Raw genomic sequence first — 22,971 nt, forward strand, 5'->3', positions numbered from 1 at the left:
TATGCCTGCTACTGAAACCGCCGACAAGAACACGAAGTCGGCCAACAGCGACACCAGCGGCCGGGTGGTGCGGGTCACCGGACCGGTCGTCGACGTCGAGTTCCCGCGGGGTTCGGTGCCGGGCCTGTTCAACGCGCTGCACGCGGAGATCACGTTCGAGGAGCTGGCCAAGACGCTGACGCTCGAGGTCGCCCAGCACCTCGGGGACAACCTGGTGCGCACCATCTCGCTGCAGCCCACCGACGGCCTGGTGCGCGGCGTCGAGGTGATCGACACCGGTCGTTCCATCTCGGTGCCGGTCGGCCAGGAGGTCAAGGGCCACGTGTTCAACGCCCTGGGGCACTGCCTGGACAAGCCGGGTTACGGAGAAGACTTCGAACACTGGTCGATTCACCGCAAGCCGCCGCCGTTCGAGGAGCTGGAGCCCCGCACGGAGATGCTCGAGACGGGTCTGAAGGTCGTCGACCTGCTCACCCCGTACGTGCGTGGCGGCAAGATCGCCCTGTTCGGCGGCGCCGGCGTGGGCAAGACGGTGCTCATCCAGGAGATGATCAACCGCATCGCCCGCAACTTCGGTGGTACCTCGGTGTTCGCCGGGGTGGGGGAGCGCACCCGTGAGGGCAACGACCTGTGGGTCGAGTTGCAGGAAGCCAACGTGCTCAAGGACACCGCGCTGGTGTTCGGTCAGATGGACGAGCCGCCCGGCACCCGTATGCGGGTGGCGCTGTCCGCATTGACCATGGCGGAGTGGTTCCGCGACGAGGCGGGCCAGGACGTGCTGTTGTTCATCGACAACATCTTCCGGTTCACCCAGGCCGGCTCCGAGGTCTCGACGCTGCTCGGCCGGATGCCCTCGGCGGTGGGGTATCAGCCCACGCTGGCCGACGAGATGGGCGAGTTGCAGGAGCGCATCACCTCGACCCGTGGCCGGTCCATCACGTCGATGCAGGCGGTCTACGTGCCCGCCGACGACTACACCGACCCGGCGCCGGCGACGACGTTCGCGCACCTGGACGCCACCACCGAGCTGTCGCGTTCGGTGTTCTCCAAGGGCATCTTCCCCGCGGTGGACCCGCTGGCGTCCAGCTCGACCATTCTCGACCCGGGCGTGGTCGGCGAAGAGCACTACCGGGTGGCGCAGGAAGTCATCCGAATCCTGCAGCGCTACAAGGACCTTCAGGACATCATCGCCATCCTCGGTATCGACGAGCTGTCCGAGGAGGACAAGCAGTTGGTCAACCGGGCGCGGCGGATCGAGCGGTTCCTGTCGCAGAACATGATGGCGGCCGAGCAGTTCACCGGCCAGCCGGGTTCGACGGTCCCGCTCAAGGAGACCATCGAGGCATTCGACCGGCTCACCAAGGGCGAGTTCGACCACGTGCCCGAGCAGGCCTTCTTCCTGATCGGTGGCCTGGACGACCTGGCCAAGAAGGCAGAGAGCCTTGGCGCCAAGCTGTAACCCGCGGCTGGACCGAAAGGTATCGAAAGGTGCTGTGGCATGGCTGAATTGAACGTTGAGATCGTCGCTGTCGACCGCAAGATCTGGTCGGGTGAGGCAACGTTTCTGTTCACCCGCACCACGGTCGGCGAGATCGGCATCCTGCCCCGGCACATCCCGCTGGTGGCGCAATTGGTCGACGACGCAATGGTGCGCGTCGAAAGGGAAGGCGAAGACGATCTGAGGATTGCGGTGGACGGTGGCTTCTTGTCGGTCACCGAGGAGACGGTGACGATCCTCGCCGAATCCGCCGAGTTCTCCTCGGAGATCGACGAGAGCGCCGCCAGAGAGGCCGCCGAGTCGGACGATCCTCGTGTCGCGGCCCGGGGGCGCGCGAGATTGCGCGCCGTCGGCGCGATCGACTAGCGCCTCGGATGCAACGATGAGCGCGCCCATGGCTGGCATGGTCGTGCTCGTCGTCGTGCTGGCGGCCGCCGTCATCGCGCTGAGTTATCGGCTGTGGAAGCTGCGTCAGGGCGGCACGGCGGGGATCATGCGAGACATTCCCGCGGTCGGCGGTCACGGCTGGCGGCACGGGGTGATCCGTTACCGCGGCGGTGAGGCCGCGTTCTATCGGCTGTCCAGCCTGCGGCTGTGGCCGGACCGTCGGCTGAGCCGGCGCGGTGTGGAGATCGTGTCCCGCCGCGCGCCGCGCGGCGACGAGTTCGACATCATGACCGACGAGATCGTCGTCATCGAGCTGCGCGACACCACCCAGGACCGCAGGTCCGGCTACGAGATCGCGTTCGACAAGGGCGCGTTGACGGCGTTTTTGTCCTGGCTGGAGTCGCGTCCGTCGCCCCGGTCACGTCGCCGCAGCCTCTAGCCGGGAGCTGGCTCGCCGCCTTGTTGACCGCCCGGTTTCCACAGCACGTCACCGTCCGGGTTGGCCACCCGGGACAGGATGAACAACAGGTCCGAGAGCCGGTTGAGGTATTTCGCGGGCAGCGCGCTGACCCCCTCGGGAGCGGCGTCCACCGCGGCCCACGCCGAGCGTTCGGCGCGGCGCACCACCGTGCGGGCGACGTGCAACAGCGCCGAGAGCGGCGAACCACCCGGCAGCACAAAGGAATTCAACTTCGGCAGCGACTCGTTGTATGTGTCACACCATTTTTCGAGCCGATCGATGTAGGGCTGGGTGACCCGCAGCGGGGGGTACTCGGGGTCCTCCACCACCGGTGTCGACAGGTCCGCGCCCGCGTCGAACAGGTCGTTCTGGATCTGCCGCAACACGCCGGCCAGCTCCGGGTCGGGCCGGCCGACCGCCACCGCCACGCCGATCGCCGCGTTCGCCTCGTCACAGTCGGCGTAGGCCACCAGGCGCGGATCGTTCTTCGAGACCCGGGAGAAGTCGCTCAATCCGGTGGTGCCGTCGTCGCCGGTCCGCGTGTAGATGCGCGTCAGATGCACTGCCATGACCAAAACGGTACTGCGGCGCCCGGGTGGGACCGAGCCTTGGCTGACTGACAAAGCCGACACCGCTTCACTAGACTGACCCGGGTGGCCGAGCGATTCGTGGTGACCGGCGGCAACCGGTTGTCCGGCGAAGTCGCAGTGGGGGGCGCCAAGAACAGCGTGCTCAAGCTGATGGCCGCGACCCTGCTGGCCGAGGGCACCAGCACCATCACCAACTGCCCCGACATCCTGGACGTGCCGCTGATGGCCGAGGTGCTGCGCGGCCTGGGCGCCACCGTCGAACTCGACGGCGACGTCGCCCGCATCACCTCTCCCGACGAGCCGAAATACGACGCCGACTTCGCCGCGGTGCGACAGTTCCGGGCCTCGGTGTGCGTGCTGGGGCCGCTGGTCGGCCGGTGCAAGCGCGCCCGGGTCGCGCTGCCCGGTGGCGATGCCATCGGGTCGCGCCCGCTGGACATGCATCAGGCCGGCCTGCGCCAGCTGGGCGCCACCTGCAACATCGAGCACGGATGCGTGGTGGCGCAGGCGGATACGTTGCGCGGCGCGGAGATTCAGCTGGAGTTCCCGTCGGTGGGGGCGACCGAGAACATCCTGATGGCGGCGGTGGTGGCCGAGGGCGTCACCACCATTCACAACGCGGCCCGCGAACCCGACGTGGTGGATCTGTGCACGATGCTCAACCAGATGGGCGCGCAGGTCGAGGGTGCGGGTTCGCCGACCATGACCATCACCGGCGTGCCGCGGCTGTACCCGACCGAACATCGGGTGATCGGCGACCGCATCGTGGCCGCGACCTGGGGCATCGCAGCGGCGATGACCCGCGGGGACATCTCGGTGACCGGCGTCGACCCCGCCCACCTGCAGGTGGTGCTGCACAAGTTGCACGATGCCGGGGCCACCGTGACCCAGACCGACGACAGCTTCCGGGTGACCCAGTACGAGCGGCCCAAGGCGGTTAACGTGGCCACCCTGCCGTTTCCCGGATTTCCCACCGACCTGCAGCCGATGGCGATCGCCCTGGCGTCGATCGCCGATGGCACGTCGATGATCACCGAGAACGTGTTCGAGGCGCGCTTCCGGTTCGTCGAGGAAATGATCCGGCTGGGCGCCGACGCCCGCACCGACGGGCACCACGCGGTGGTGCGCGGGCTGCCGCAATTGTCCAGTGCGCCGGTGTGGTGTTCGGACATTCGGGCCGGCGCCGGCCTGGTGTTGGCGGGGCTGGTGGCCGACGGGGACACCGAGGTGCACGACGTCTTCCACATCGACCGCGGCTACCCGTTGTTCGTGGAAAACCTGGCGATTTTGGGAGCGGAGATCGAGCGGGTAGAGTAGCCAAAGTCAGTGCCCCACAAGCGAGGTCACCAACGCGAAGGTGAACGAGATCGGGGCCTTGACTCCCTCGCCGGATTGGTACTAGCCTGGCACGGCTGCTCCCGAAAGGGTCTGCGAAGACCCGAAACTGGGAGTTGACTCCTCTGCCAGATCTGTATTAAGCTGGCAGGGTTGCCCCAAAACGGGCGAAACAAGTGTTGTTTGAGAACTCAATAGTGTGTTTGGTCTTTTTATTTGTTGTTGTTTTTGGCCATACCTAGCACTCCCCGTGTGTGGGTATGGCAATTTATGATGCCAGTTTTTGGCGTCTTGTCAGGTATCTCTGATTTGAAATTCACCTCGCTGCGCGAGGAGATTTTGTTTGGAGAGTTTGATCCTGGCTCAGGACGAACGCTGGCGGCGTGCTTAACACATGCAAGTCGAACGGAAAGGCCTCTTCGGAGGTACTCGAGTGGCGAACGGGTGAGTAACACGTGGGCAATCTGCCCTGCACTTCGGGATAAGCCTGGGAAACTGGGTCTAATACCGGATAGGACCTCAAGACGCATGTCTTCTGGTGGAAAGCTTTTGCGGTGTGGGATGGGCCCGCGGCCTATCAGCTTGTTGGTGGGGTGACGGCCTACCAAGGCGACGACGGGTAGCCGGCCTGAGAGGGTGTCCGGCCACACTGGGACTGAGATACGGCCCAGACTCCTACGGGAGGCAGCAGTGGGGAATATTGCACAATGGGCGCAAGCCTGATGCAGCGACGCCGCGTGGGGGATGACGGCCTTCGGGTTGTAAACCTCTTTCACCATCGACGAAGGTCCGGGTTTTCTCGGATTGACGGTAGGTGGAGAAGAAGCACCGGCCAACTACGTGCCAGCAGCCGCGGTAATACGTAGGGTGCGAGCGTTGTCCGGAATTACTGGGCGTAAAGAGCTCGTAGGTGGTTTGTCGCGTTGTTCGTGAAATCTCACGGCTTAACTGTGAGCGTGCGGGCGATACGGGCAGACTAGAGTACTGCAGGGGAGACTGGAATTCCTGGTGTAGCGGTGGAATGCGCAGATATCAGGAGGAACACCGGTGGCGAAGGCGGGTCTCTGGGCAGTAACTGACGCTGAGGAGCGAAAGCGTGGGGAGCGAACAGGATTAGATACCCTGGTAGTCCACGCCGTAAACGGTGGGTACTAGGTGTGGGTTTCCTTCCTTGGGATCCGTGCCGTAGCTAACGCATTAAGTACCCCGCCTGGGGAGTACGGCCGCAAGGCTAAAACTCAAAGGAATTGACGGGGGCCCGCACAAGCGGCGGAGCATGTGGATTAATTCGATGCAACGCGAAGAACCTTACCTGGGTTTGACATGCACAGGACGCGTCTAGAGATAGGCGTTCCCTTGTGGCCTGTGTGCAGGTGGTGCATGGCTGTCGTCAGCTCGTGTCGTGAGATGTTGGGTTAAGTCCCGCAACGAGCGCAACCCTTGTCTCATGTTGCCAGCGGGTAATGCCGGGGACTCGTGAGAGACTGCCGGGGTCAACTCGGAGGAAGGTGGGGATGACGTCAAGTCATCATGCCCCTTATGTCCAGGGCTTCACACATGCTACAATGGCCGGTACAAAGGGCTGCGATGCCGTAAGGTTAAGCGAATCCTTTTAAAGCCGGTCTCAGTTCGGATTGGGGTCTGCAACTCGACCCCATGAAGTCGGAGTCGCTAGTAATCGCAGATCAGCAACGCTGCGGTGAATACGTTCCCGGGCCTTGTACACACCGCCCGTCACGTCATGAAAGTCGGTAACACCCGAAGCCAGTGGCCTAACCCTTTTGGGAGGGAGCTGTCGAAGGTGGGATCGGCGATTGGGACGAAGTCGTAACAAGGTAGCCGTACCGGAAGGTGCGGCTGGATCACCTCCTTTCTAAGGAGCACCACGAAAAGCACCCCAACTGGTGGGGTGCGAGCCGTGAGGGGTTCCCGTCTGTAGTGGACGGGGGCCGGGTGCGCAACAGCAAATGATTGCCAGACACACTATTGGGCCCTGAGACAACACTCGGTCCGTCCGTGTGGAGTCCCTCCATCTTGGTGGTGGGGTGTGGTGTTTGAGTATTGGATAGTGGTTGCGAGCATCTAGATGAGCGCATGGTCTTCGTGGCCGGCGTTCATCGAAATGTGTAATTTCTTTTTTAACTCTTGTGTGTAAGTAAGTGTTTAAGGGCGCATGGTGGATGCCTTGGCATCGAGAGCCGATGAAGGACGTGGGAGGCTGCGATATGCCTCGGGGAGCTGTCAACCGAGCATTGATCCGAGGATTTCCGAATGGGGAAACCCAGCACGAGTGATGTCGTGTTACCCGTATCTGAATATATAGGGTGCGGGAGGTAACGCGGGGAAGTGAAACATCTCAGTACCCGTAGGAGAAGAAAACAATTGTGATTCCGTCAGTAGTGGCGAGCGAACGCGGAACAGGCTAAACCGCATGCATGGACAACCGGGTAGGGGTTGTGTGTGCGGGGTTGTGGGATTGATATGTCTCAGCTCTACCTGGCTGAGGGGTAGTCAGAAAGTGGCGTGGTTAGCGGAAGTGGCCTGGGACGGCCCGCCGTAGACGGTGAGAGCCCGGTACGCGAAAACCCGGCACCTGCCTTATATCAACACCCGAGTAGCAGCGGGCCCGTGGAATCTGCTGTGAATCTGCCGGGACCACCCGGTAAGCCTAAATACTTCTCGATGACCGATAGCGGATTAGTACCGTGAGGGAATGGTGAAAAGTACCCCGGGAGGGGAGTGAAATAGTACCTGAAACCGTGTGCCTACAATCCGTCAGAGCCTCCTCGTGGGGTGATGGCGTGCCTTTTGAAGAATGAGCCTGCGAGTCAGGGACACGTCGCGAGGTTAACCCGTGCGGGGTAGCCGCAGCGAAAGCGAGTCTGAATAGGGCGCATCCCCTTTGGGGTGTAGTGGCGTGTTCTGGACCCGAAGCGGAGTGATCTACCCATGGCCAGGGTGAAGCGCGGGTAAGACCGCGTGGAGGCCCGAACCCACTTAGGTTGAAGACTGAGGGGATGAGCTGTGGGTAGGGGTGAAAGGCCAATCAAACTCCGTGATAGCTGGTTCTCCCCGAAATGCATTTAGGTGCAGCGTTGCGTGGTTCACCACGGAGGTAGAGCTACTGGATGGCCGATGGGCCCTACTAGGTTACTGACGTCAGCCAAACTCCGAATGCCGTGGTGTAAAGCGTGGCAGTGAGACGGCGGGGGATAAGCTCCGTACGTCGAAAGGGAAACAGCCCAGATCGCCGGCTAAGGCCCCTAAGCGTGTGCTAAGTGGAAAAGGATGTGTAGTCGCAGAGACAACCAGGAGGTTGGCTTAGAAGCAGCCACCCTTGAAAGAGTGCGTAATAGCTCACTGGTCAAGTGATTATGCGCCGATAATGTAGCGGGGCTCAAGCACACCGCCGAAGCCGCGGCACATTCATCTTTACGGTGGATGTGGGTAGGGGAGCGTCCCCCATTCAGCGAAGCCTCCGGGTGACCGGTGGTGGAGGGTGGGGGAGTGAGAATGCAGGCATGAGTAGCGATAAGGCAAGTGAGAACCTTGCCCGCCGTAAGACCAAGGGTTCCTGGGCCAGGCCAGTCCGCCCAGGGTGAGTCGGGACCTAAGGCGAGGCCGACAGGCGTAGTCGATGGACAACGGGTTGATATTCCCGTACCCGTGTATGGGCGTCCCTGATGAATCAGCGGTACTAACCACCCAAAACCGGATCGACCATTCCCCTTCGGGGGCGTGGCGATTCGGGGCTGCGTGGGACCTTCGCTGGTAGTAGTCAAGCAATGGGGTGACGCAGGAAGGCAGCCGTACCAGTCAGTGGTAATACTGGGGCAAGCCCGTAGGGAGAGCGATAGGCAAATCCGTCGCTCACTAATCCTGAGAGGTGATGCATAGCCGGTTGAGGCGAATTCGGTGATCCTCTGCTGCCAAGAAAAGCCTCTAGCGAGCACATACACGGCCCGTACCCCAAACCAACACAGGTGGTCAGGTAGAGAATACCAAGGCGTACGAGATAACTATGGTTAAGGAACTCGGCAAAATGCCCCCGTAACTTCGGGAGAAGGGGGGCCGGAATACCGTGAACACCCTTGCGGTGGGAGCGGGATTCGGCCGCAGAAACCAGTGGGTAGCGACTGTTTACTAAAAACACAGGTCCGTGCGAAGTCGCAAGACGATGTATACGGACTGACGCCTGCCCGGTGCTGGAAGGTTAAGAGGACCCGTTAACCCGTAAGGGTGAAGCGGAGAATTTAAGCCCCAGTAAACGGCGGTGGTAACTATAACCATCCTAAGGTAGCGAAATTCCTTGTCGGGTAAGTTCCGACCTGCACGAATGGCGTAACGACTTCCCAACTGTCTCAACCATAGACTCGGCGAAATTGCACTACGAGTAAAGATGCTCGTTACGCGCGGCAGGACGAAAAGACCCCGGGACCTTCACTACAACTTGGTATTGGTGTTCGGTACGGTTTGTGTAGGATAGGTGGGAGACTTTGAAGCACAGACGCCAGTTTGTGTGGAGTCGTTGTTGAAATACCACTCTGATCGTATTGGACACCTAACGTCGAACCCTTATCGGGTTCACGGACAGTGCCTGGCGGGTAGTTTAACTGGGGCGGTTGCCTCCTAAAATGTAACGGAGGCGCCCAAAGGTTCCCTCAACCTGGACGGCAATCAGGTGGCGAGTGTAAGTGCACAAGGGAGCTTGACTGCGAGACTTACAAGTCAAGCAGGGACGAAAGTCGGGACTAGTGATCCGGCACCCCCGAGTGGAAGGGGTGTCGCTCAACGGATAAAAGGTACCCCGGGGATAACAGGCTGATCTTCCCCAAGAGTCCATATCGACGGGATGGTTTGGCACCTCGATGTCGGCTCGTCGCATCCTGGGGCTGGAGCAGGTCCCAAGGGTTGGGCTGTTCGCCCATTAAAGCGGCACGCGAGCTGGGTTTAGAACGTCGTGAGACAGTTCGGTCTCTATCCGCCGCGCGCGTCAGAAACTTGAGGAAACCTGTCCCTAGTACGAGAGGACCGGGACGGACGAACCTCTGGTATACCAGTTGTCCCACCAGGGGCACGGCTGGATAGCCACGTTCGGACAGGATAACCGCTGAAAGCATCTAAGCGGGAAACCTTCTCCAAGATCAGGTTTCTCACCCTTTTAGAGGGATAAGGCCCCCCGCAGACCACGGGATTGATAGGCCAGACCTGGAAGCTCAGTAATGAGTGCAGGGAACTGGCACTAACCGGCCGAAAACTTACCAACACACAACTCGCAACCACGATCCATTTTCGCGGCAATTCGCCGTGGAAACTCGGGCACCACACCCCCCACCGAAACAAATTTAAATAGAGTTACGGCGGCCACAGCGACAGGGAAACGCCCGGTCCCATTCCGAACCCGGAAGCTAAGCCTGTCAGCGCCGATGATACTGCCCATACGGGTGGAAAAGTAGGACACCGCCGAACATACAAAAACGCCCCCGGGAAACCGGGGGCGTTTTTACATTCGCTGTCATCGAGGCTGGTAGATCGACGGGCGGGTAACCGTGCGTGCGGGGCTTCCTGAATGCGATGACTTTAACGGCGCCGCCGGGTCTACCCTTGCGTCGAGACGAAAAGGGGAGGCGCTCATGTCGCGGACACGATCGAGGCGGGTTCGTCATGGATAGGTCCGAGATCGCGGCCGAATTGGGTGCGCCCGGGGCGCAAGAGTTGCTCGCCTCCACGTCGGCGGCGCATCTGGCGTATACGGCCAAGGACGGGACGCCGCGGGTGATCCCGGTGGGCTACTTCTGGACCGGTGCGGAATTCGTCATCGCCACCGCCGCCACGTCTCCGAAGGTCGCCGCCCTGTCCGCGTGTGCCGATGTCGCCCTGTCCATCGACGGTGGAGATACGCCGGAGACGGCGCGCGCGTTATCGATTCGCGGGCGGGCCCGTGTGCAGATCGTCGACGGCGTGGTGCCGGAGTACCTGGCTGCCGCCCGCAAGAGCATGGACGCCGACGCCGCCGCGAGGTTCGAGGAGCAGGTGCGCAAGACGTACGACCGCCAGGCGAGGATCGGGATCACACCGACCTGGGTACGCTTCTACGATTTCGGTGCGGGTCGCCTGCCGCGATTCCTCGCGGACTTGACCGAGGGCAACCGCGGTGAATGAAACCGAAAATCCTTATGCTTGCCAGTTTTACCGGCCCCGGCACCCGCTCAGTCGAATAGTGTCAGGCTCGCCGGCGAGTGGCGCCTCTCCAGTGCCAGCAGCGTTTGTTTGCGGTCCAGTCCGCCGCCGTATCCGGTCAGCTTCCCGCTGGCGCCGATGACGCGATGGCAGGGCACCACGATCGCGATCGGGTTGTGCCCGTTGGCCAATCCGACGGCGCGCGCGGCGCCGGGCGCGGCGATCTGCTCGGCGATTTCGCCGTACGACCTGGTTTCCCCGTAGGGGATGGTCTGCAGCGCCCGCCACACCCGGCGCTGAAATTCCGAGCCGCGCAGATCCAGCTCGATGTCGAACTCGGTGAGCTCGCCGGCGAAATAGGCACCGAGTTGCTCGACGGCCCCGGCGAACGCCCGCGGATTCTCCGTCCACCCGGTGCGGCTCGGTTCGTAGGTCTGGTCGACCATCCGTAAGTTCGTCAGAACCGGATCGCGCCCGGCCAGGGTCAGCAGTCCGATCGGGCTGTCGACGGTGCGGTACTCGATCATGCTGTCTCCTTCGATGGCTGCTGCGGTGGCCAATGGTTCACCGGATGCTCGAGAGTGGTCCAAAGGTATTGCGTGGCATAGGAACGCCAGGGCCGCCAGCGTGCGCTGGCAGCGGTCAGCGACCGCTGGCTCGACGGCAATCCGAGCCGTTTGGCCGCGACGCGCAGACCCAGGTCGGCGGCCGGGAAGGCATCGGGATCGCCCAGGCCGCGCATCGCAATGACTTCCGCGGTCCACGGGCCGACTCCCGGTAATGCCAGCAATTGCGTTCGGGCGCTTTGCCAGTCGCACCCGGTGTCCAAGACGATGCTGCGGTCGGCGAGGCTGGCGACCAGCGCGGCCAGCGTGCGCTGCCGGGCCTTGGGCACCGCCAGATGGATGGGGTCGACGTCGGCCAGCTGCTGCACCGACGGGAAGGTGTGGGTCAAGGTTCCCTCGGGGTCGTGGACCGCCCGGCCGTAGGCGGCGACCAAACGCCCCGCATGGGTGCGGGCCGCCCGGATGGACACCTGCTGGCCCAGCACGGCGCGCACCGCGAGCTCGGCCTCGTCGACGGTGCGCGGAATGCGTTGGCCGGGCGCCTTTCTCACCGCCGGGGCGAGCTGCGGGTCGGCGGCCAGCGCCTCGTCCACCGCTTCGGGGTCGGCGTCGAGATCCAGCAGCCGCCGGCAACGGGCGATCGCCGCCGTCAGGTCCCGGAAGTCGTCGAGCACCAGCTCGCAACGGACGTGGTCGGCGGCGGGGGTCAACGTGACGATGCCGGTGCCGAACCCCAGCCGCAGCGTGCGTCGGTAGGCGCCGTCGCGGACCTCCTCGCACCCGGGAACGACGCTCGCGGCGAGGTGACCGAAGACGCCCTGGAAGCCGAAGGGTGTGCGGACCGGCAGCCGAAGGCACACGGCGCCAGGCGAATTGGCCGTGGATGCGCAGCGCGCCGAGGCGCGCCGGCGCAGCACGCTCGGCGGGCTTTCGAACACCGCGCGCACGGTGTCGTTGAACTGACGAATGCTGGAGAAGCCGGCGGCGAATGCCACGTCGCCGAAGGGCAGCTCCGTGGTCTCGATCAGCACCCGCGCCGTCTGGGCGCGTTGCGCCCGGGCCAGCGCGAGCGGACCGGCGCCGACCTCCGCCTGCAGCAACCGCTCCAGCTGCCGGGTGGTGTAGCCCAGCCGGGCGGCCAGGCCGCCGACACCGTCGCGGTCCACCGTGCCGTCGGCGATCAGCCGCATCGTGCGCGCCACCACGTCGCCGCGCACGTTCCATTCCGGCGATCCCGGCGAGGCGTCGGGACGGCACCGCTTGCAGGCCCGGAAGCCGGCGCGCTGAGCGGCCGCCGCGGTCGGATAAAACCGCACATTACGGGCGAACGGCGGGCGCACCGGGCAACTGGGCCGGCAGTAGATCCCGGTGGTCAGCACGGCGGTGACGAACCACCCGTCGAACCGCGCATCCTTGGACTGGACGGCGCGGTAGCAGCGTTCGAAATCGTCGTGCACGCCTCAAGACTTACACCCGCCCGCCGACAAAACTAGCGGAAAAGCGACATCGTCGTCGCCGGGCGTGGAGCGGGATCGGCGGCCGGCTACCAGCCGCCGCGCCCGACGGCCGCGGCGGCCGCGATGAAGTCGCGCGCCGAGCGCGGCAACGGTCGGCCGGAATCCCAGATCATGCCGACATCGCGGTAGGCATCCGCGTCGGCCAGCGGCTTGACGGATACTCCGGACGGATAACTGCTGCCGTCGATCGGGACCAGGCTGATGCCCAGCCCCGCGGCGACCAGGCTGGCCGCGGTCGTGAGATTCGGCGCTTGCAGGGGCGACCCGAGGCCGGAATTGGGCTGCGGCGCAAAGCTCGTCGAGGAGCCGTCGCATCCCGAAACCAGGGTGCATCGTCACGAAGGGCTCGTCGGCCAGGTCCACCATGGACACCGCGGCACCGCGGGCGAATCGATGACCATCGGGCACCGCGACACCGAGGCGCTGGCGAAACAGGCTGCGCCAGGCCAGGGTTCGCTCGACCGGTCGCGGGGATACCACCCCGATGTCGACGCCGCCGGACCGCACGCGATCGGCGATCGATTCGGCGGCGCCTTCCTCCAGCGTGAAGGTCACCCGCGGAGACGACTCCTTGAACCGGGCGATCAACTGCGGAACCACGGTTGATCCGAATGAACTCAGGTAGGCCAACCGGATCTCGCCGACGGCGGGATCCGCCAGATCCGCTATCGCGCGCCGTGCCGAATCCAGCTCCAACTGCGCCCGGCGCGAGTGTTCGTAGAAGATGCGGCCGTAGGTGTTGAGGGACAGTCGCCGGCCGTGACGATCGAACAGCGCCACGCCGAGTCGCTGTTCCAGGCGCGCCAGCATCCGGGTCAACGTCGGCTGTGCGACGTGCAGCTGCTCGGCCGCCGCAGTGACGTGCTGCAGCTCGGCGAGTGTGATGAACCACTCGTAGTCACCCACTGCCATCCCGTCCACCTCTACTTATGCGCTGAACGCATCATAGGGCGGGCGAAAATTCATTTCTGTCGGGCGGTGCCGGCCCGAAGCATGGTGGTCATGCCCCACGGTCCGGTCGCGCATCAAGCAGGAACCCGCGGATACCGGCGGATGACCGCCGCGCTCTGCGGCGCCGGCCTGGCCAGCTTCGCCGCGATGTATTGCACCCAGGCGCTGCTTCCCGCGTTATCGGCGCACTACCGGATCGGCCCGGCCACCGCGGCGCTGACCGTGTCGCTGACAACCGGCGCGTTGGCGCTGTCGATCATTCCCGCGAGTGTGCTCTCCGAGCGCTACGGCCGGACCAGGGTGATGCTGATCTCAGGGGTGGCCTCCAGTGTCATCGGGCTGTTGTTGCCGTTCAGCCCCTCGCTCGGCGTGCTGGTCTTCGGACGTGCGGTGCAGGGCGTCGCGCTCGCCGGGATACCCGCGGTCGCGATGGCGCTGCTGGCCGAGGAGGTCGACGCGTCGTCCCTGGGATCCGCGATGGGGCGCTACATCGCCGGAACCACGATAGGCGGGCTGGCCGGGCGGATCGTTCCGTCGGTGGTCGTCCAGGTCGGCACCTGGCGGGTGGCCCTGCTGGCGTGCTCCCTCATCACGCTGGCCGGCACGGCGGTGTTCGCGGTGCTGGTGCCGCGGTCCCGGTTCTTCACCCCGAAGCCGGCCAGCGTGCGCGCCGCCCTGCGCAACCTCGCCGGGCATCTGCGAAACCCGGTGTTGGCCAAGCTTTTTGCGGTGGGCTTTGTGCTGATGGGTGGATTCGTGACGGTGTACAACTACCTCGGTTACCGGCTGGCCGCCCGGCCGTTCGGGCTGGCGCCGTCGGTGGTGGGCCTGCTTTTCCTGCTCTATCTCGTCGGGACGGGGACGTCGGTCGTGGCCGGACGGCTCGCCGATCGCCGGGGACGCCCCCTGGTGCTGGGGGCCGCGTTACCCATCGCGGTAGCCGGACTGCTGCTGACCGTGCCGCCCTCCCTGGCCGCCATCGTCGCCGGCGTCGGCGTCTTCACCGGGGGCTTCTTCGCCGCGCACACCGTGGCCAGCGGTTGGGTGGGCGCCGTCGCTCAGCGCGACCGCGCCGAGGCGTCGGCGCTGTATCTGTTCAGCTACTACCTGGGTGGTTCGGTGGCCGGTGCGTTCGGCGGCGTCCTGTACGGCGTGGGCGGCTGGTCGGCGACTGTCTGTTTCGTCGTCGTGCTGCTGATGGCCGGCGCCGCACTGGTCGCATTGTTGGTGCGGGACAACGGATTCCGCATCGGCCGGCGCGTGGTCGCCGGCGTGGCCAGCGTGAAGTGAGGCTCGCCCGCGGGTCCGCGGCTACGGCCCGGGCGGGGTCCCCACGCAGACACCGCCGGCGCAGGCACCCGCGCCGCCGGGCCCCGCGGATGCTCCGGCGCCCGGCACACTCGCGCTCGCGCCGCCGGGTCCGGCCCCCGCCCCGGATCCGCCGGGGCCGGCGGTGGTCGCACCGCCCGGTCCGACGATCGGGCCACCGCCACCGCCCGGCCCGGCGGTGGTCGTCGCCGCCGGTGCGGTGGTCGTGACGGTGACCGGTGTCGTGACGGTGGTGGTGACGGTCGAGGTCGTCGGGCTCTTGTTGTTGCCCGAGCTGCACCCCGCGGCCAGCGGGCTCAACGCTATCGCGGCGGCCATCCCGGCGGCGACGGAAATACGGCGGGCACTTCGGCTACCGGTCACGTCGAAACCAATCTCTCGAGGGGTTGGAGTCGTTGTCCCTCTACCCATTTCTTCCGAAAATCAATCCGTTCCGGCCGGCCGGTCGGCGGCGCCGGCGGGCGAGGCCAGCCGGGTGGGACGCTCGTGGCCGCGCAGGGTCACGGTGTCGCCCAAAGACCAACGGGCCCGCTCTTTTTCGCTCGCGCCTTCGATGGCGTCGCCCGTCGCGAGCAGGCGGCCGGGGTGCGACTTGGCGAGCTCGCACAGCCGGGCCGCCTCGTTGACCGGTTCACCGATGACGGTGTACTCGAAGCGTTCCCGGGCGCCGACGTTGCCGGCGACGACCTGCCCGGCCGCCACGCCGATGCCGGCGCGACACTGCGGCATCTCGTTGGCCAGCCGGTCGGCGATGGCGCGCGCGGCGGTCAGCGCCGCATCCTCGGGGCAGTCAAGATGATTCGGCGCCCCGAAGATGGCCAGCGTCGCGTCACCCTCGAACTTGTTGACCAAGCCGCAGTGCCGGTCCACCTCCTCGACGACGATGCCGAAGAACTGGTTGAGCACCGATACCACCTCGGCCGGTGGCCGGCGGGTGACCAGTTGGGTGGAGCCGACGATGTCGATGAACACGACGGCGACGTGGCGTTCTTCGCCGCCCAGCTTCGGCCGTTCCCGCTCGGCGGCCAACGCCACCTCGCGACCGACGTGCCGGCCGAACAGGTCGCGCACCCGCTCGCGCTCCCGCAGGCCGTCCACCATCGCGTTGAATCCCCGTTGCAGCTCACCGAGTTCCGTGCCGTCGAACACCACCAGGTCGCCACGCAGGTCGCCGCGCTCCACGCGTTTCAGGGCGGCACGCACCACGCGCACGGGCGTCGCGGTGAGCCAGGCCAGGATCCACATCAGCAGGCAGCCGAAGATCAGCGCCGCCGTCGACACGATCAGCACGCCGACGGCGAACTCGGTCTCGGTCAGGTTCCGCAGCCATATCTCGAACAGCGCCAACAGGGCGATGCCGATGACGGGCACGCCCGAGCCGAGGAACCACACCGTCATGGTCCGGCCCATGATGCCCGCGGTCAGTCGCCGGGGCGGCGGTCCCGCCTCGAGGGCCTGAGCAGCCACCGGGCGCAGCGCGAACTCGGCGAGCAGGTAGCACGCGGTGGCCACCAGGACACCACAGAAGCTCACCCCGAACAGGAACCGCGGGATAAACATGGTGTCGACCAGGCCGTAGAGGACGGTCAGCAACAGCGTCCCGGCGCCCCACAACACCAGATCCACCAGCGCGATTCGCCACGGGGCCAGGAAGGTGTTGCGTTCGTCGGTGGGGGTGGGCTTGCGCTCCTCGATGGCCCAGCGCAGCGCCAGCACGGTCCGCCGGGTGATCCAGTAGGTGCCCACCGCCAACGCCGAGGCCACATAGGCCGGCCCGACCCCGAAGGTGATCCATGCCGGCGCGTCGTTGAACACGCTCGGCGCCGGAATGGCGACGATCACCAGGATCAGCGCGGCCCCGATGCCGATCAGGTTGGCGCCCAGCACCATCACGGTCATGATGATCTGGATGCGGATCCGCCGCCGGTGCTGGCTCTCGGTGACCCGCCCCAGCAGCAGGGAGCCGTAGGCGGGGGTCTCCGGCAGGCGGCCGCTTTGCCGGGTGATCTTTTCGAGCACCCGGCCGATGCGTTGTGCCGTGCTCTGCGTGGCCGACATGGTGGCGTCAGCCTAATTTGTCGGCCACGCTCTAAGGTGAGTCGGGTGCGTCTAGTGATCGCCCAGTGCACCGTGGATTACGTCGGCCGGCTCACCGCGCATCTGCCGTCGGCGCGCAGGCTGCTGCTGTTCAAGGCCGACGGATCGGTCAGCGTGCACGCCGACGACCGTGCCTACAAGCCGTTGAACTGGATGAGCCCGCCGTGCTGGCTGCGCGAGGAGGCCGGCGATGCGGCGCCGGTGTGGGTGGTCGAGAACAAGGCCGGCGAGCAGCTCCGCATCACCGTCGAGGACATCGAGCACGACTCCAGCCACGACCTCGGCGTCGATCCCGGCCTGGTCAAGGACGGCGTCGAGGCGCACCTGCAGGCCCTGCTCGCCGAGCACGTGCAACTGCTGGGCGAGGGGTACACGCTGGTCCGCCGCGAGTACATGACCGCCATCGGGCCGGTCGATCTGCTCTGCCGCGACGAGCGCGGCGGATCGGTGGCGGTGGAGATCAAACGGCGCGGCGAGATCGACGGCGTGGAACAGCTCACCCGCTACCTCGAGCTGCTCAACCGCGACAGCGTGCTGGCGCCGGTGCGCGGCGTGTTCGCCGCGCAGCAGATCAAACCGCAAGCCCGCACGCTGGCCACCGATCGTGGTATCCGTTGTGTGACATTGGATTACGACAAGATGCGCGGGATGGACAGCGACGAATACCGGCTGTTCTAGGGCCTCGCCCCTACACTGGTCGCATGGCTCGGCGCCGCACACCGCCCCGCCGGCAACGGCCGCTCGGGCCGCCACCGGCACTGCGCCGGGTGGAAGCCGGGCCCGACGGGCATGACTACGAGGTCCGTCCCATCGCGGCGGCGCGTGCCGTCAAGACCTACCGGTGCCCCGGCTGCGATCACGAAATCCGTTCGGGCGCAGCCCATCTGGTGGTATGGCCGGTCGAGCCGACGCTCGGGGGAGCCGAGGACCGCCGGCACTGGCACACCGGCTGCTGGGCGCACCGCGCCACCCGCGGCCCCACCCGGAAGTGGTCGTGAATCCGACGGCTCAGGCGGCCGGCTCGACGAGCTCGATGAGCACGCCGCCGGCGTCCTTGGGGTGGATGAAGTTGATCCGCGAGTTTGCCGTGCCGCGACGCGGTGCGTCGTAGATCAGCCGCACGCCTTGCTCGCGGAGCCGCTCGATCAGGGTGTCCAGGTCGCTGACCCGCATCGCCATCTGCTGGATGCCAGGCCCCCGCTTATCCAGGAACTTCGCAATGGTCGAGGAGTCGTCGATCGGGGCCATCAGCTGCAGCTGCGCGGTGCCCGCCGGGGCACCCCGCACGGCCAGCATCGCCTCGCGGATTCCCTGCTCCTCGTTGACTTCCTCGTGCACCAGGATCATGCCGAGGTGGTCGTGATACCAGGCGATTGCCGCGTCCAGGTCGGCGACTGCGATGCCGACGTGATCGATCGCCGTCACCAGCGCGGTGGCCAGGACCTGACGGGCGTCAACTTGATCGGTCGTCATCTCATAACGGTAACCTGACGGCAAAGATTGCGCTTCTCCGGGAGGCTCCCGGGAGGCATTAGCAGGCCTGAGGAGAGAGTCATGACGACGTCGGTGATCGTTGCTGGAGCGCGGACACCCATCGGCAAGCTGATGGGTTCGCTGAAGGATTTCTCCGCCAGCGACCTGGGTGCCATCGCCATCGCCGGCGCGCTGGAGAAGGCCAACGTCCCGGCCGACCTGGTCGAGTACGTGATCATGGGGCAGGTGTTGACGGCCGGGGCCGGTCAGATGCCGGCCCGGCAGGCGGCCGTGGCGGCCGGCATCGGTTGGGACGTGCCGGCGTTGAGCATCAACAAGATGTGTCTGTCCGGGATCGACGCCATCGCCCTGGCCGACCAGCTGATTCGCGCCGGAGAGTTCGACGTGGTGGTAGCCGGCGGTCAGGAGTCGATGACCAAGGCGCCGCACCTGCTGATGGACAGCCGCGCGGGCTACAAGTACGGCGACGTGACGGTCCTGGACCACATGGCCTACGACGGCCTGCACGACGTGTTCACCGACCAGCCGATGGGCGCGCTCACCGAGCAGCGCAACGACGTCGACAAGTTCACCCGCGAAGAGCAGGACCAGTACGCCGCACGGTCGCATCAGCGGGCGGCCGCGGCGTGGAAGGACGGCGTGTTCACCGACGAGGTGGTGCCGGTGAACATCCCGCAGCGCAAGGGCGATCCGTTGCAGTTCACCGAGGACGAGGGCATCCGGGCCAACACCACCGCCGAGTCGCTGGCCGGCCTCAAGCCGGCGTTCCGCAAGGACGGCACCATTACCGCCGGGTCGGCCTCGCAGATCTCCGACGGCGCGGCCGCGGTGGTCGTGATGAGCAAGGCCAAGGCCCAGCAGCTCGGGCTGAGCTGGCTGGCCGAGATCGGTGCGCACGGGGTGGTCGCCGGACCGGACTCCACCCTGCAGTCGCAGCCGGCCAACGCCATCAAGAAAGCGCTCGGTCGCGAGGGCATCTCCGTCGACCAGCTCGACGTGGTGGAGATCAACGAGGCGTTTGCGGCCGTGGCGCTGGCCTCGACCCGCGAACTCGGCGTGAATCCCGACATCGTCAACGTCAACGGCGGTGCGATCGCGGTCGGGCACCCGATCGGGATGTCGGGGGCGCGGATCACCCTGCATGCCGCGCTGGAATTGTCGCGGCGCGGCTCGGGCTACGCCGTCGCGGCCCTGTGCGGGGCCGGCGGGCAGGGCGACGCGCTGATTCTGCGGGCGGGTTAGCCAGCGGTCGCGGCGTTCGCCGAGGTTGCTGGCATTCGCCCGCCGCGACGAAGTGTGATCTTCGTCATATCGGCCGATCACACCGCTTTTTCGGGGCTTTTTCGGGTGCTTTCGCCGTGGCCGGGCCAGTGCCTGAGCGCCGTCGCCACCGGGTGGAGCGGTTGCCGATGCGCATGCCAAACTTGACGACGTGACACGTCCGCGACCTTCCATCGGCCCCGCCCTGGCCGGGGCCGTCGATCTTTCCGGTCTCAAGCAGCGGGCCCAGGCGGCGAGCGGCCCGGCCGGCGGGCCCGCGCCGGCCGACGGTGGCCCCGGCATCAGCGCGGTCACCGAGGCCAACTTCGAGGCCGAGGTGCTGATCCGGTCCGAGGAAGTGCCGGTGGTGGTGCTGCTGTGGTCACCGCGCAGCGACGCGTGCGTCCAGCTGCTCGACACGCTGTCCGGGTTGGCCGCCCAGGACAACGGCAAGTGGTCGTTGGCCACCGTCAACGTGGACGTGGCGCCCCGGGTGGCCCAGATATTCGGGGTGGATGCCGTTCCGACCGTGGTGGCATTGGCTGCCGGGCAGCCGATTTCGAGCTTCCAGGGCATGCAGCCGGCCGACCAGTTGCGCGGCTGGCTCGATCAGATCCTTTCGGCGACCGCCGGGAAGCTCAAGGGCGCAACGGGTTCCGCGGAATCCGAGGCGGTCGACCCGGAGCTGGCCGCGGCCCGTCAACAGCTGGAGGCCGGCGACTTCGAGGCGGCCCGGACGTCGTATCAGGCGATCCTGGATGCCAACCCGGCCAGCGCGGAGGCCAAGGGCGCCATCCGCCAGATCGACTTCCTCACCCGCGCCACCGCGCAGCGCCCGGACGCCGTCGCCGTCGCCGATGCCGCGCCGGGCGACATCGACGCCGCCTTCGCGGCCGCCGACGTGCAGATCCTCAACCAGGACGTCGGCGCCGCGTTCGACCGCCTGATTGCCTTGGTGCGCAACACATCCGGCGACGACCGGGCCCGGGTGCGGACCAGGCTGGTCGAGCTGTTCGACCTTTTCGATCCGGCCGACCCCGAGGTCGTGGCTGGACGGCGCAACCTGGCAAACGCGCTGTATTAAGCGCGCTCGCGAAAGTCGTTGCGGGCTACTCGGGTTCCAGCCACAGCGCCGACGTCGGCGGCAGCACCAGCACCGCCGAGGCGGGCCGACCGTGCCAAGGGTCTTCGGTGGCGTCGACGCCGCCCATGTTGCCGATGCCCGAGCCGTTGTAGACCGTCGCGTCGGTGTTGAGCACCTCGCGCCAGCGGCCGGCCGACGGCAATCCCAGCCGATAGCCGCTGTGCTCGGCGCCGGCGAAGTTGAAGACGCACGCCATCACCGAGCCGTCCTTGCCGTAGCGCAGGAAGCTCAGCACGTTGTTGGCCGAGTCGTTGGCGTCGATCCAGGAGTAGCCGTCGGGCACGGTGTCCTGGCTCCACAGCGCCGGGTGGCTGCGATAGATGTCGTTGATGTCGCGCACCAGACGCAGGATCCCGTTGGAGAAGCCCTGCTCGTCGAGCTGCCACCAGTCCAGGCCGCGTTCTTCGGACCACTCGGCGCGCTGCCCGAATTCCTGGCCCATGAACAACAATTGCTTACCGGGGTGCGCCCACTGGTAGGCCAGCAGGCTGCGCAGCCCGGCGGCTTTGACGTGATTGTTGCCCGGCATCCGGCCCCACAGGGTGCCCTTGCCGTGCACCACCTCGTCGTGGCTGAGCGGCAGCACGTAGTTCTCGCTGAATGCGTAGAGCATCGAGAACGTCATCTCGTGGTGGTGGTAGCTGCGATAGATCGGGTCGCGGCTGATGTAGTCCAGCGTGTCGTGCATCCAGCCCATGTTCCACTTCATCGAAAATCCAAGTCCGCCAAGGTTTGTCGGCCTGGTCACGCCGGGCCACGAGGTCGACTCCTCGGCGATGGTGACGATGCCGGGCGCGGACTTGTGCGCGGTGGCGTTCATCTCCTGCAGGAACTGGACGGCCTCCAGGTTCTCCCGGCCGCCGTAGACGTTGGGGGTCCAGCCGCCCTCGGGGCGGGAGTAGTCCAGGTACAGCATCGAGGCCACCGCGTCCACCCGCAACCCGTCGATGTGGAACTCCTGCAGCCAGTACAACGCGTTGGCCACCAGGAAGTTACGCACCTCCCGACGGCCGAAGTCGAATACGTAAGTGCCCCAGTCGAGTTGCTCCCCACGCTTGGGGTCGGAGTGTTCGTAGAGCGGGGTGCCGTCGAACCGTCCCAGCGCCCACGCGTCCTTCGGGAAGTGTGCCGGCACCCAGTCGACGATCACACCGATACCGGCCTGGTGCAGGGCGTCGACCAGCGCCCGGAACTCGTCGGGCGTGCCGAATCGGGAGGTCGGCGCGTAGTACGACGTCACCTGGTATCCCCAGGAGCCGGCGAACGGATGCTCGGCGACCGGCAGCAGCTCCACGTGGGTGAAGCCGTGCTCCACAACGTAGTCCGTCAGCTCGCGGGCCAATTGGCGGTAGCTGAGCCCGGGACGCCAGGAGCCCAGGTGGACCTCGTAGGTGCTCATCGGCTCGAAGACCGGGTTGCGCGCGGCGCGCTGGGTCATCCAGTCGGCGTCTCCCCAGGTGTAGCTGCTGCGCGTCACCCGGGAGGCGGTGTGCGGGGGCACCTCGGTGGCGAACGCCATCGGATCGGCCCGCTCGGTGACCACGCCGTCGGCGCCGTGCACCTTGAACTTGTACAGCCCGCCGATCGGGAAGTCGGGCCAGAACAGCTCCCACACGCCCGACGAGCCCAACACCCGCATCGGCGCTTCGGTACCGGTCCAGCCGTTGAACTCACCGATCAGACTGATGCCCTTGGCGTTGGGCGCCCACACCGCGAACGACACCCCGGTGACGACGCCGTCGGCGGTGGTGAACGAGCGGGGATGCGCGCCAAGGACTTCCCAGAGCCGCTCGTGGCGCCCCTCGCCGAACAGGTGCAGGTCGACCTCGCCCAGGGTGGGCAGGAAGCGGTAGGCGTCGGCGACGACGTAGGGCTCGGAGTCGGGGTAGGTGATCTGTAGCCGGTAGTCGATCAGGTTCGTGAAGGGCAGGGCCACCGCGAAAAGGCCGGATTCGATGTGCTGCATCGCGAACCGGTCGCCGCCGACCAGCGCGGCGACCTCGGTCGCGTGCGGCCGGAACGCCCGGATGACGGTGTGATCGCCGTATTCGTGGGCCCCGAGAATTCCGTGCGGGTCGTGGTGGGTGCCGGCGACCAGGCGCGACAGGTCCGCAGGATCGGGCGCCAGGTGCGTCCGAGCGAGTTGATCGGCGTTGCTCATGT

Annotated in this window: 17 protein-coding genes, 3 rRNA genes and 1 pseudogene; 13 read left to right on the plus strand and 8 right to left on the minus strand. The window is 66.0% G+C overall.

Features of this window, described 5'->3' with window-relative positions; all coding sequences use genetic code 11:
* Nucleotide 1 precedes the first annotated feature (1 nt).
* From atpD to H7I87_RS11775, 3 genes are read left to right on the plus strand one after another with little or no spacing between them, the layout of a single operon-like run.
* On the plus strand, nucleotides 2-1,459 hold the full coding sequence (atpD, locus tag H7I87_RS11765) for a F0F1 ATP synthase subunit beta (RefSeq protein ID WP_009975712.1): 1,458 nt from the start codon (nucleotides 2-4) through the stop codon (nucleotides 1,457-1,459).
* Nucleotides 1,460-1,498: 39 nt separating this feature from the next.
* Nucleotides 1,499-1,864, plus strand: coding sequence for a F0F1 ATP synthase subunit epsilon (locus H7I87_RS11770; protein ID WP_003873219.1), 366 nt, complete (start codon nucleotides 1,499-1,501; stop codon nucleotides 1,862-1,864).
* A gap of 16 nt (nucleotides 1,865-1,880) precedes the next feature.
* Complete coding sequence (locus H7I87_RS11775) at nucleotides 1,881-2,324, plus strand: DUF2550 domain-containing protein (RefSeq protein ID WP_003873218.1); 444 nt, start codon at nucleotides 1,881-1,883, stop codon at nucleotides 2,322-2,324.
* On the opposite strand, the gene H7I87_RS11780 is transcribed toward H7I87_RS11775, so the two are convergent.
* Nucleotides 2,321-2,914: a cob(I)yrinic acid a,c-diamide adenosyltransferase gene (locus H7I87_RS11780; RefSeq protein ID WP_019732348.1), complete on the minus strand. Its 594-nt coding sequence runs from the start codon at nucleotides 2,912-2,914 to the stop codon at nucleotides 2,321-2,323. The genes H7I87_RS11775 and H7I87_RS11780 overlap by 4 nt on opposite strands.
* Before the next feature lie 84 nt (nucleotides 2,915-2,998).
* Between H7I87_RS11780 and murA the strand changes: the two genes are divergently transcribed.
* The 5 genes from murA (at nucleotide 2,999) to H7I87_RS11805 (ending at nucleotide 10,432) form a co-directional block, all read left to right on the plus strand.
* Nucleotides 2,999-4,252 carry a UDP-N-acetylglucosamine 1-carboxyvinyltransferase gene (gene murA, locus H7I87_RS11785; RefSeq protein ID WP_003877298.1) on the plus strand — a complete coding sequence of 418 codons (1,254 nt, stop codon included), beginning with the start codon at nucleotides 2,999-3,001 and terminating at the stop codon, nucleotides 4,250-4,252.
* Between the two features lie 358 nt (nucleotides 4,253-4,610).
* Nucleotides 4,611-6,143 (plus strand): 16S ribosomal RNA (locus tag H7I87_RS11790).
* Nucleotides 6,144-6,423: 280 nt separating this feature from the next.
* Nucleotides 6,424-9,536 (plus strand): 23S ribosomal RNA (locus tag H7I87_RS11795).
* 90 nt (nucleotides 9,537-9,626) lie between these two features.
* Nucleotides 9,627-9,739: ribosomal RNA gene (gene rrf, locus H7I87_RS11800) — 5S ribosomal RNA — on the plus strand.
* The 16S, 23S and 5S rRNA genes sit together here, the layout of an rRNA operon.
* Nucleotides 9,740-9,934: 195 nt before the next feature.
* Nucleotides 9,935-10,432, plus strand: coding sequence for a pyridoxamine 5'-phosphate oxidase family protein (locus tag H7I87_RS11805; protein ID WP_003873214.1), 498 nt, complete (start codon nucleotides 9,935-9,937; stop codon nucleotides 10,430-10,432).
* A 47-nt stretch (nucleotides 10,433-10,479) separates the two neighbouring features.
* Here the strand turns inward: H7I87_RS11805 and H7I87_RS11810 are convergent, their stop codons facing one another.
* The 3 genes and pseudogenes from H7I87_RS11810 to H7I87_RS11820 all read right to left on the minus strand — a co-directional run bounded on the left by H7I87_RS11810 (nucleotide 10,480) and on the right by H7I87_RS11820 (nucleotide 13,445).
* Nucleotides 10,480-10,977: a methylated-DNA--[protein]-cysteine S-methyltransferase gene (locus H7I87_RS11810; protein ID WP_009975719.1), complete on the minus strand. Its 498-nt coding sequence runs from the start codon at nucleotides 10,975-10,977 to the stop codon at nucleotides 10,480-10,482.
* Nucleotides 10,974-12,473 (minus strand): DNA-3-methyladenine glycosylase 2 family protein, encoded by a 1,500-nt coding sequence (locus H7I87_RS11815; RefSeq protein ID WP_009975720.1) that lies wholly within the window; start codon nucleotides 12,471-12,473, stop codon nucleotides 10,974-10,976. The genes H7I87_RS11810 and H7I87_RS11815 overlap by 4 nt, the downstream gene beginning before the upstream one ends.
* Before the next feature lie 86 nt (nucleotides 12,474-12,559).
* Nucleotides 12,560-13,445, minus strand: a pseudogene (locus H7I87_RS11820) (LysR family transcriptional regulator).
* Nucleotides 13,446-13,526: 81 nt separating this feature from the next.
* Between H7I87_RS11820 and H7I87_RS11825 the strand changes: the two are divergent.
* Nucleotides 13,527-14,774 carry an MFS transporter gene (locus H7I87_RS11825; protein WP_019733946.1) on the plus strand — a complete coding sequence of 416 codons (1,248 nt, stop codon included), beginning with the start codon at nucleotides 13,527-13,529 and terminating at the stop codon, nucleotides 14,772-14,774.
* Nucleotides 14,775-14,795: 21 nt separating this feature from the next.
* On the opposite strand, the gene H7I87_RS11830 is transcribed toward H7I87_RS11825, so the two are convergent.
* Both H7I87_RS11830 and H7I87_RS11835 read right to left on the minus strand, forming a co-directional pair.
* A complete protein-coding gene (locus tag H7I87_RS11830) occupies nucleotides 14,796-15,176 on the minus strand; it encodes a hypothetical protein (protein ID WP_175417506.1) in 381 nt (126 codons plus the stop codon).
* A 60-nt stretch (nucleotides 15,177-15,236) separates the two neighbouring features.
* Nucleotides 15,237-16,871, minus strand: coding sequence for an adenylate/guanylate cyclase domain-containing protein (locus H7I87_RS11835; RefSeq protein ID WP_019732736.1), 1,635 nt, complete (start codon nucleotides 16,869-16,871; stop codon nucleotides 15,237-15,239).
* Between the two features lie 45 nt (nucleotides 16,872-16,916).
* Here H7I87_RS11835 and nucS point away from each other — a divergent pair, with 45 nt between their 5' ends.
* Nucleotides 16,917-17,588 (plus strand): endonuclease NucS, encoded by a 672-nt coding sequence (gene nucS, locus H7I87_RS11840; RefSeq protein ID WP_003873208.1) that lies wholly within the window; start codon nucleotides 16,917-16,919, stop codon nucleotides 17,586-17,588.
* Between the two features lie 23 nt (nucleotides 17,589-17,611).
* Nucleotides 17,612-17,908 (plus strand): Rv1322 family protein, encoded by a 297-nt coding sequence (locus tag H7I87_RS11845; RefSeq protein ID WP_023861306.1) that lies wholly within the window; start codon nucleotides 17,612-17,614, stop codon nucleotides 17,906-17,908.
* Nucleotides 17,909-17,918: 10 nt separating this feature from the next.
* Here the strand turns inward: H7I87_RS11845 and mce are convergent, their stop codons facing one another.
* Nucleotides 17,919-18,383 (minus strand): methylmalonyl-CoA epimerase, encoded by a 465-nt coding sequence (mce, locus tag H7I87_RS11850; protein WP_003873207.1) that lies wholly within the window; start codon nucleotides 18,381-18,383, stop codon nucleotides 17,919-17,921.
* An 81-nt stretch (nucleotides 18,384-18,464) separates the two neighbouring features.
* Here mce and H7I87_RS11855 point away from each other — a divergent pair, with 81 nt between their 5' ends.
* Together H7I87_RS11855 and H7I87_RS11860 are read left to right on the plus strand one after the other, a co-directional pair.
* Entirely contained in the window at nucleotides 18,465-19,646 is a 1,182-nt protein-coding gene (locus tag H7I87_RS11855) for an acetyl-CoA C-acetyltransferase (protein WP_011724213.1), read from the plus strand.
* 190 nt (nucleotides 19,647-19,836) lie between these two features.
* Complete coding sequence (locus tag H7I87_RS11860) at nucleotides 19,837-20,748, plus strand: tetratricopeptide repeat protein (protein WP_011724214.1); 912 nt, start codon at nucleotides 19,837-19,839, stop codon at nucleotides 20,746-20,748.
* Between the two features lie 25 nt (nucleotides 20,749-20,773).
* On the opposite strand, the gene glgB is transcribed toward H7I87_RS11860, so the two are convergent.
* Nucleotides 20,774-22,969 (minus strand): 1,4-alpha-glucan branching protein GlgB, encoded by a 2,196-nt coding sequence (gene glgB / locus H7I87_RS11865; RefSeq protein ID WP_019732737.1) that lies wholly within the window; start codon nucleotides 22,967-22,969, stop codon nucleotides 20,774-20,776.
* Between the last annotated feature and the right edge of the window lie 2 nt (nucleotides 22,970-22,971).

Origin of the sequence: Mycobacterium timonense (genome assembly GCF_025821985.1) — a bacterium.
Lineage (GTDB): Bacteria > Actinomycetota > Actinomycetes > Mycobacteriales > Mycobacteriaceae > Mycobacterium > Mycobacterium avium.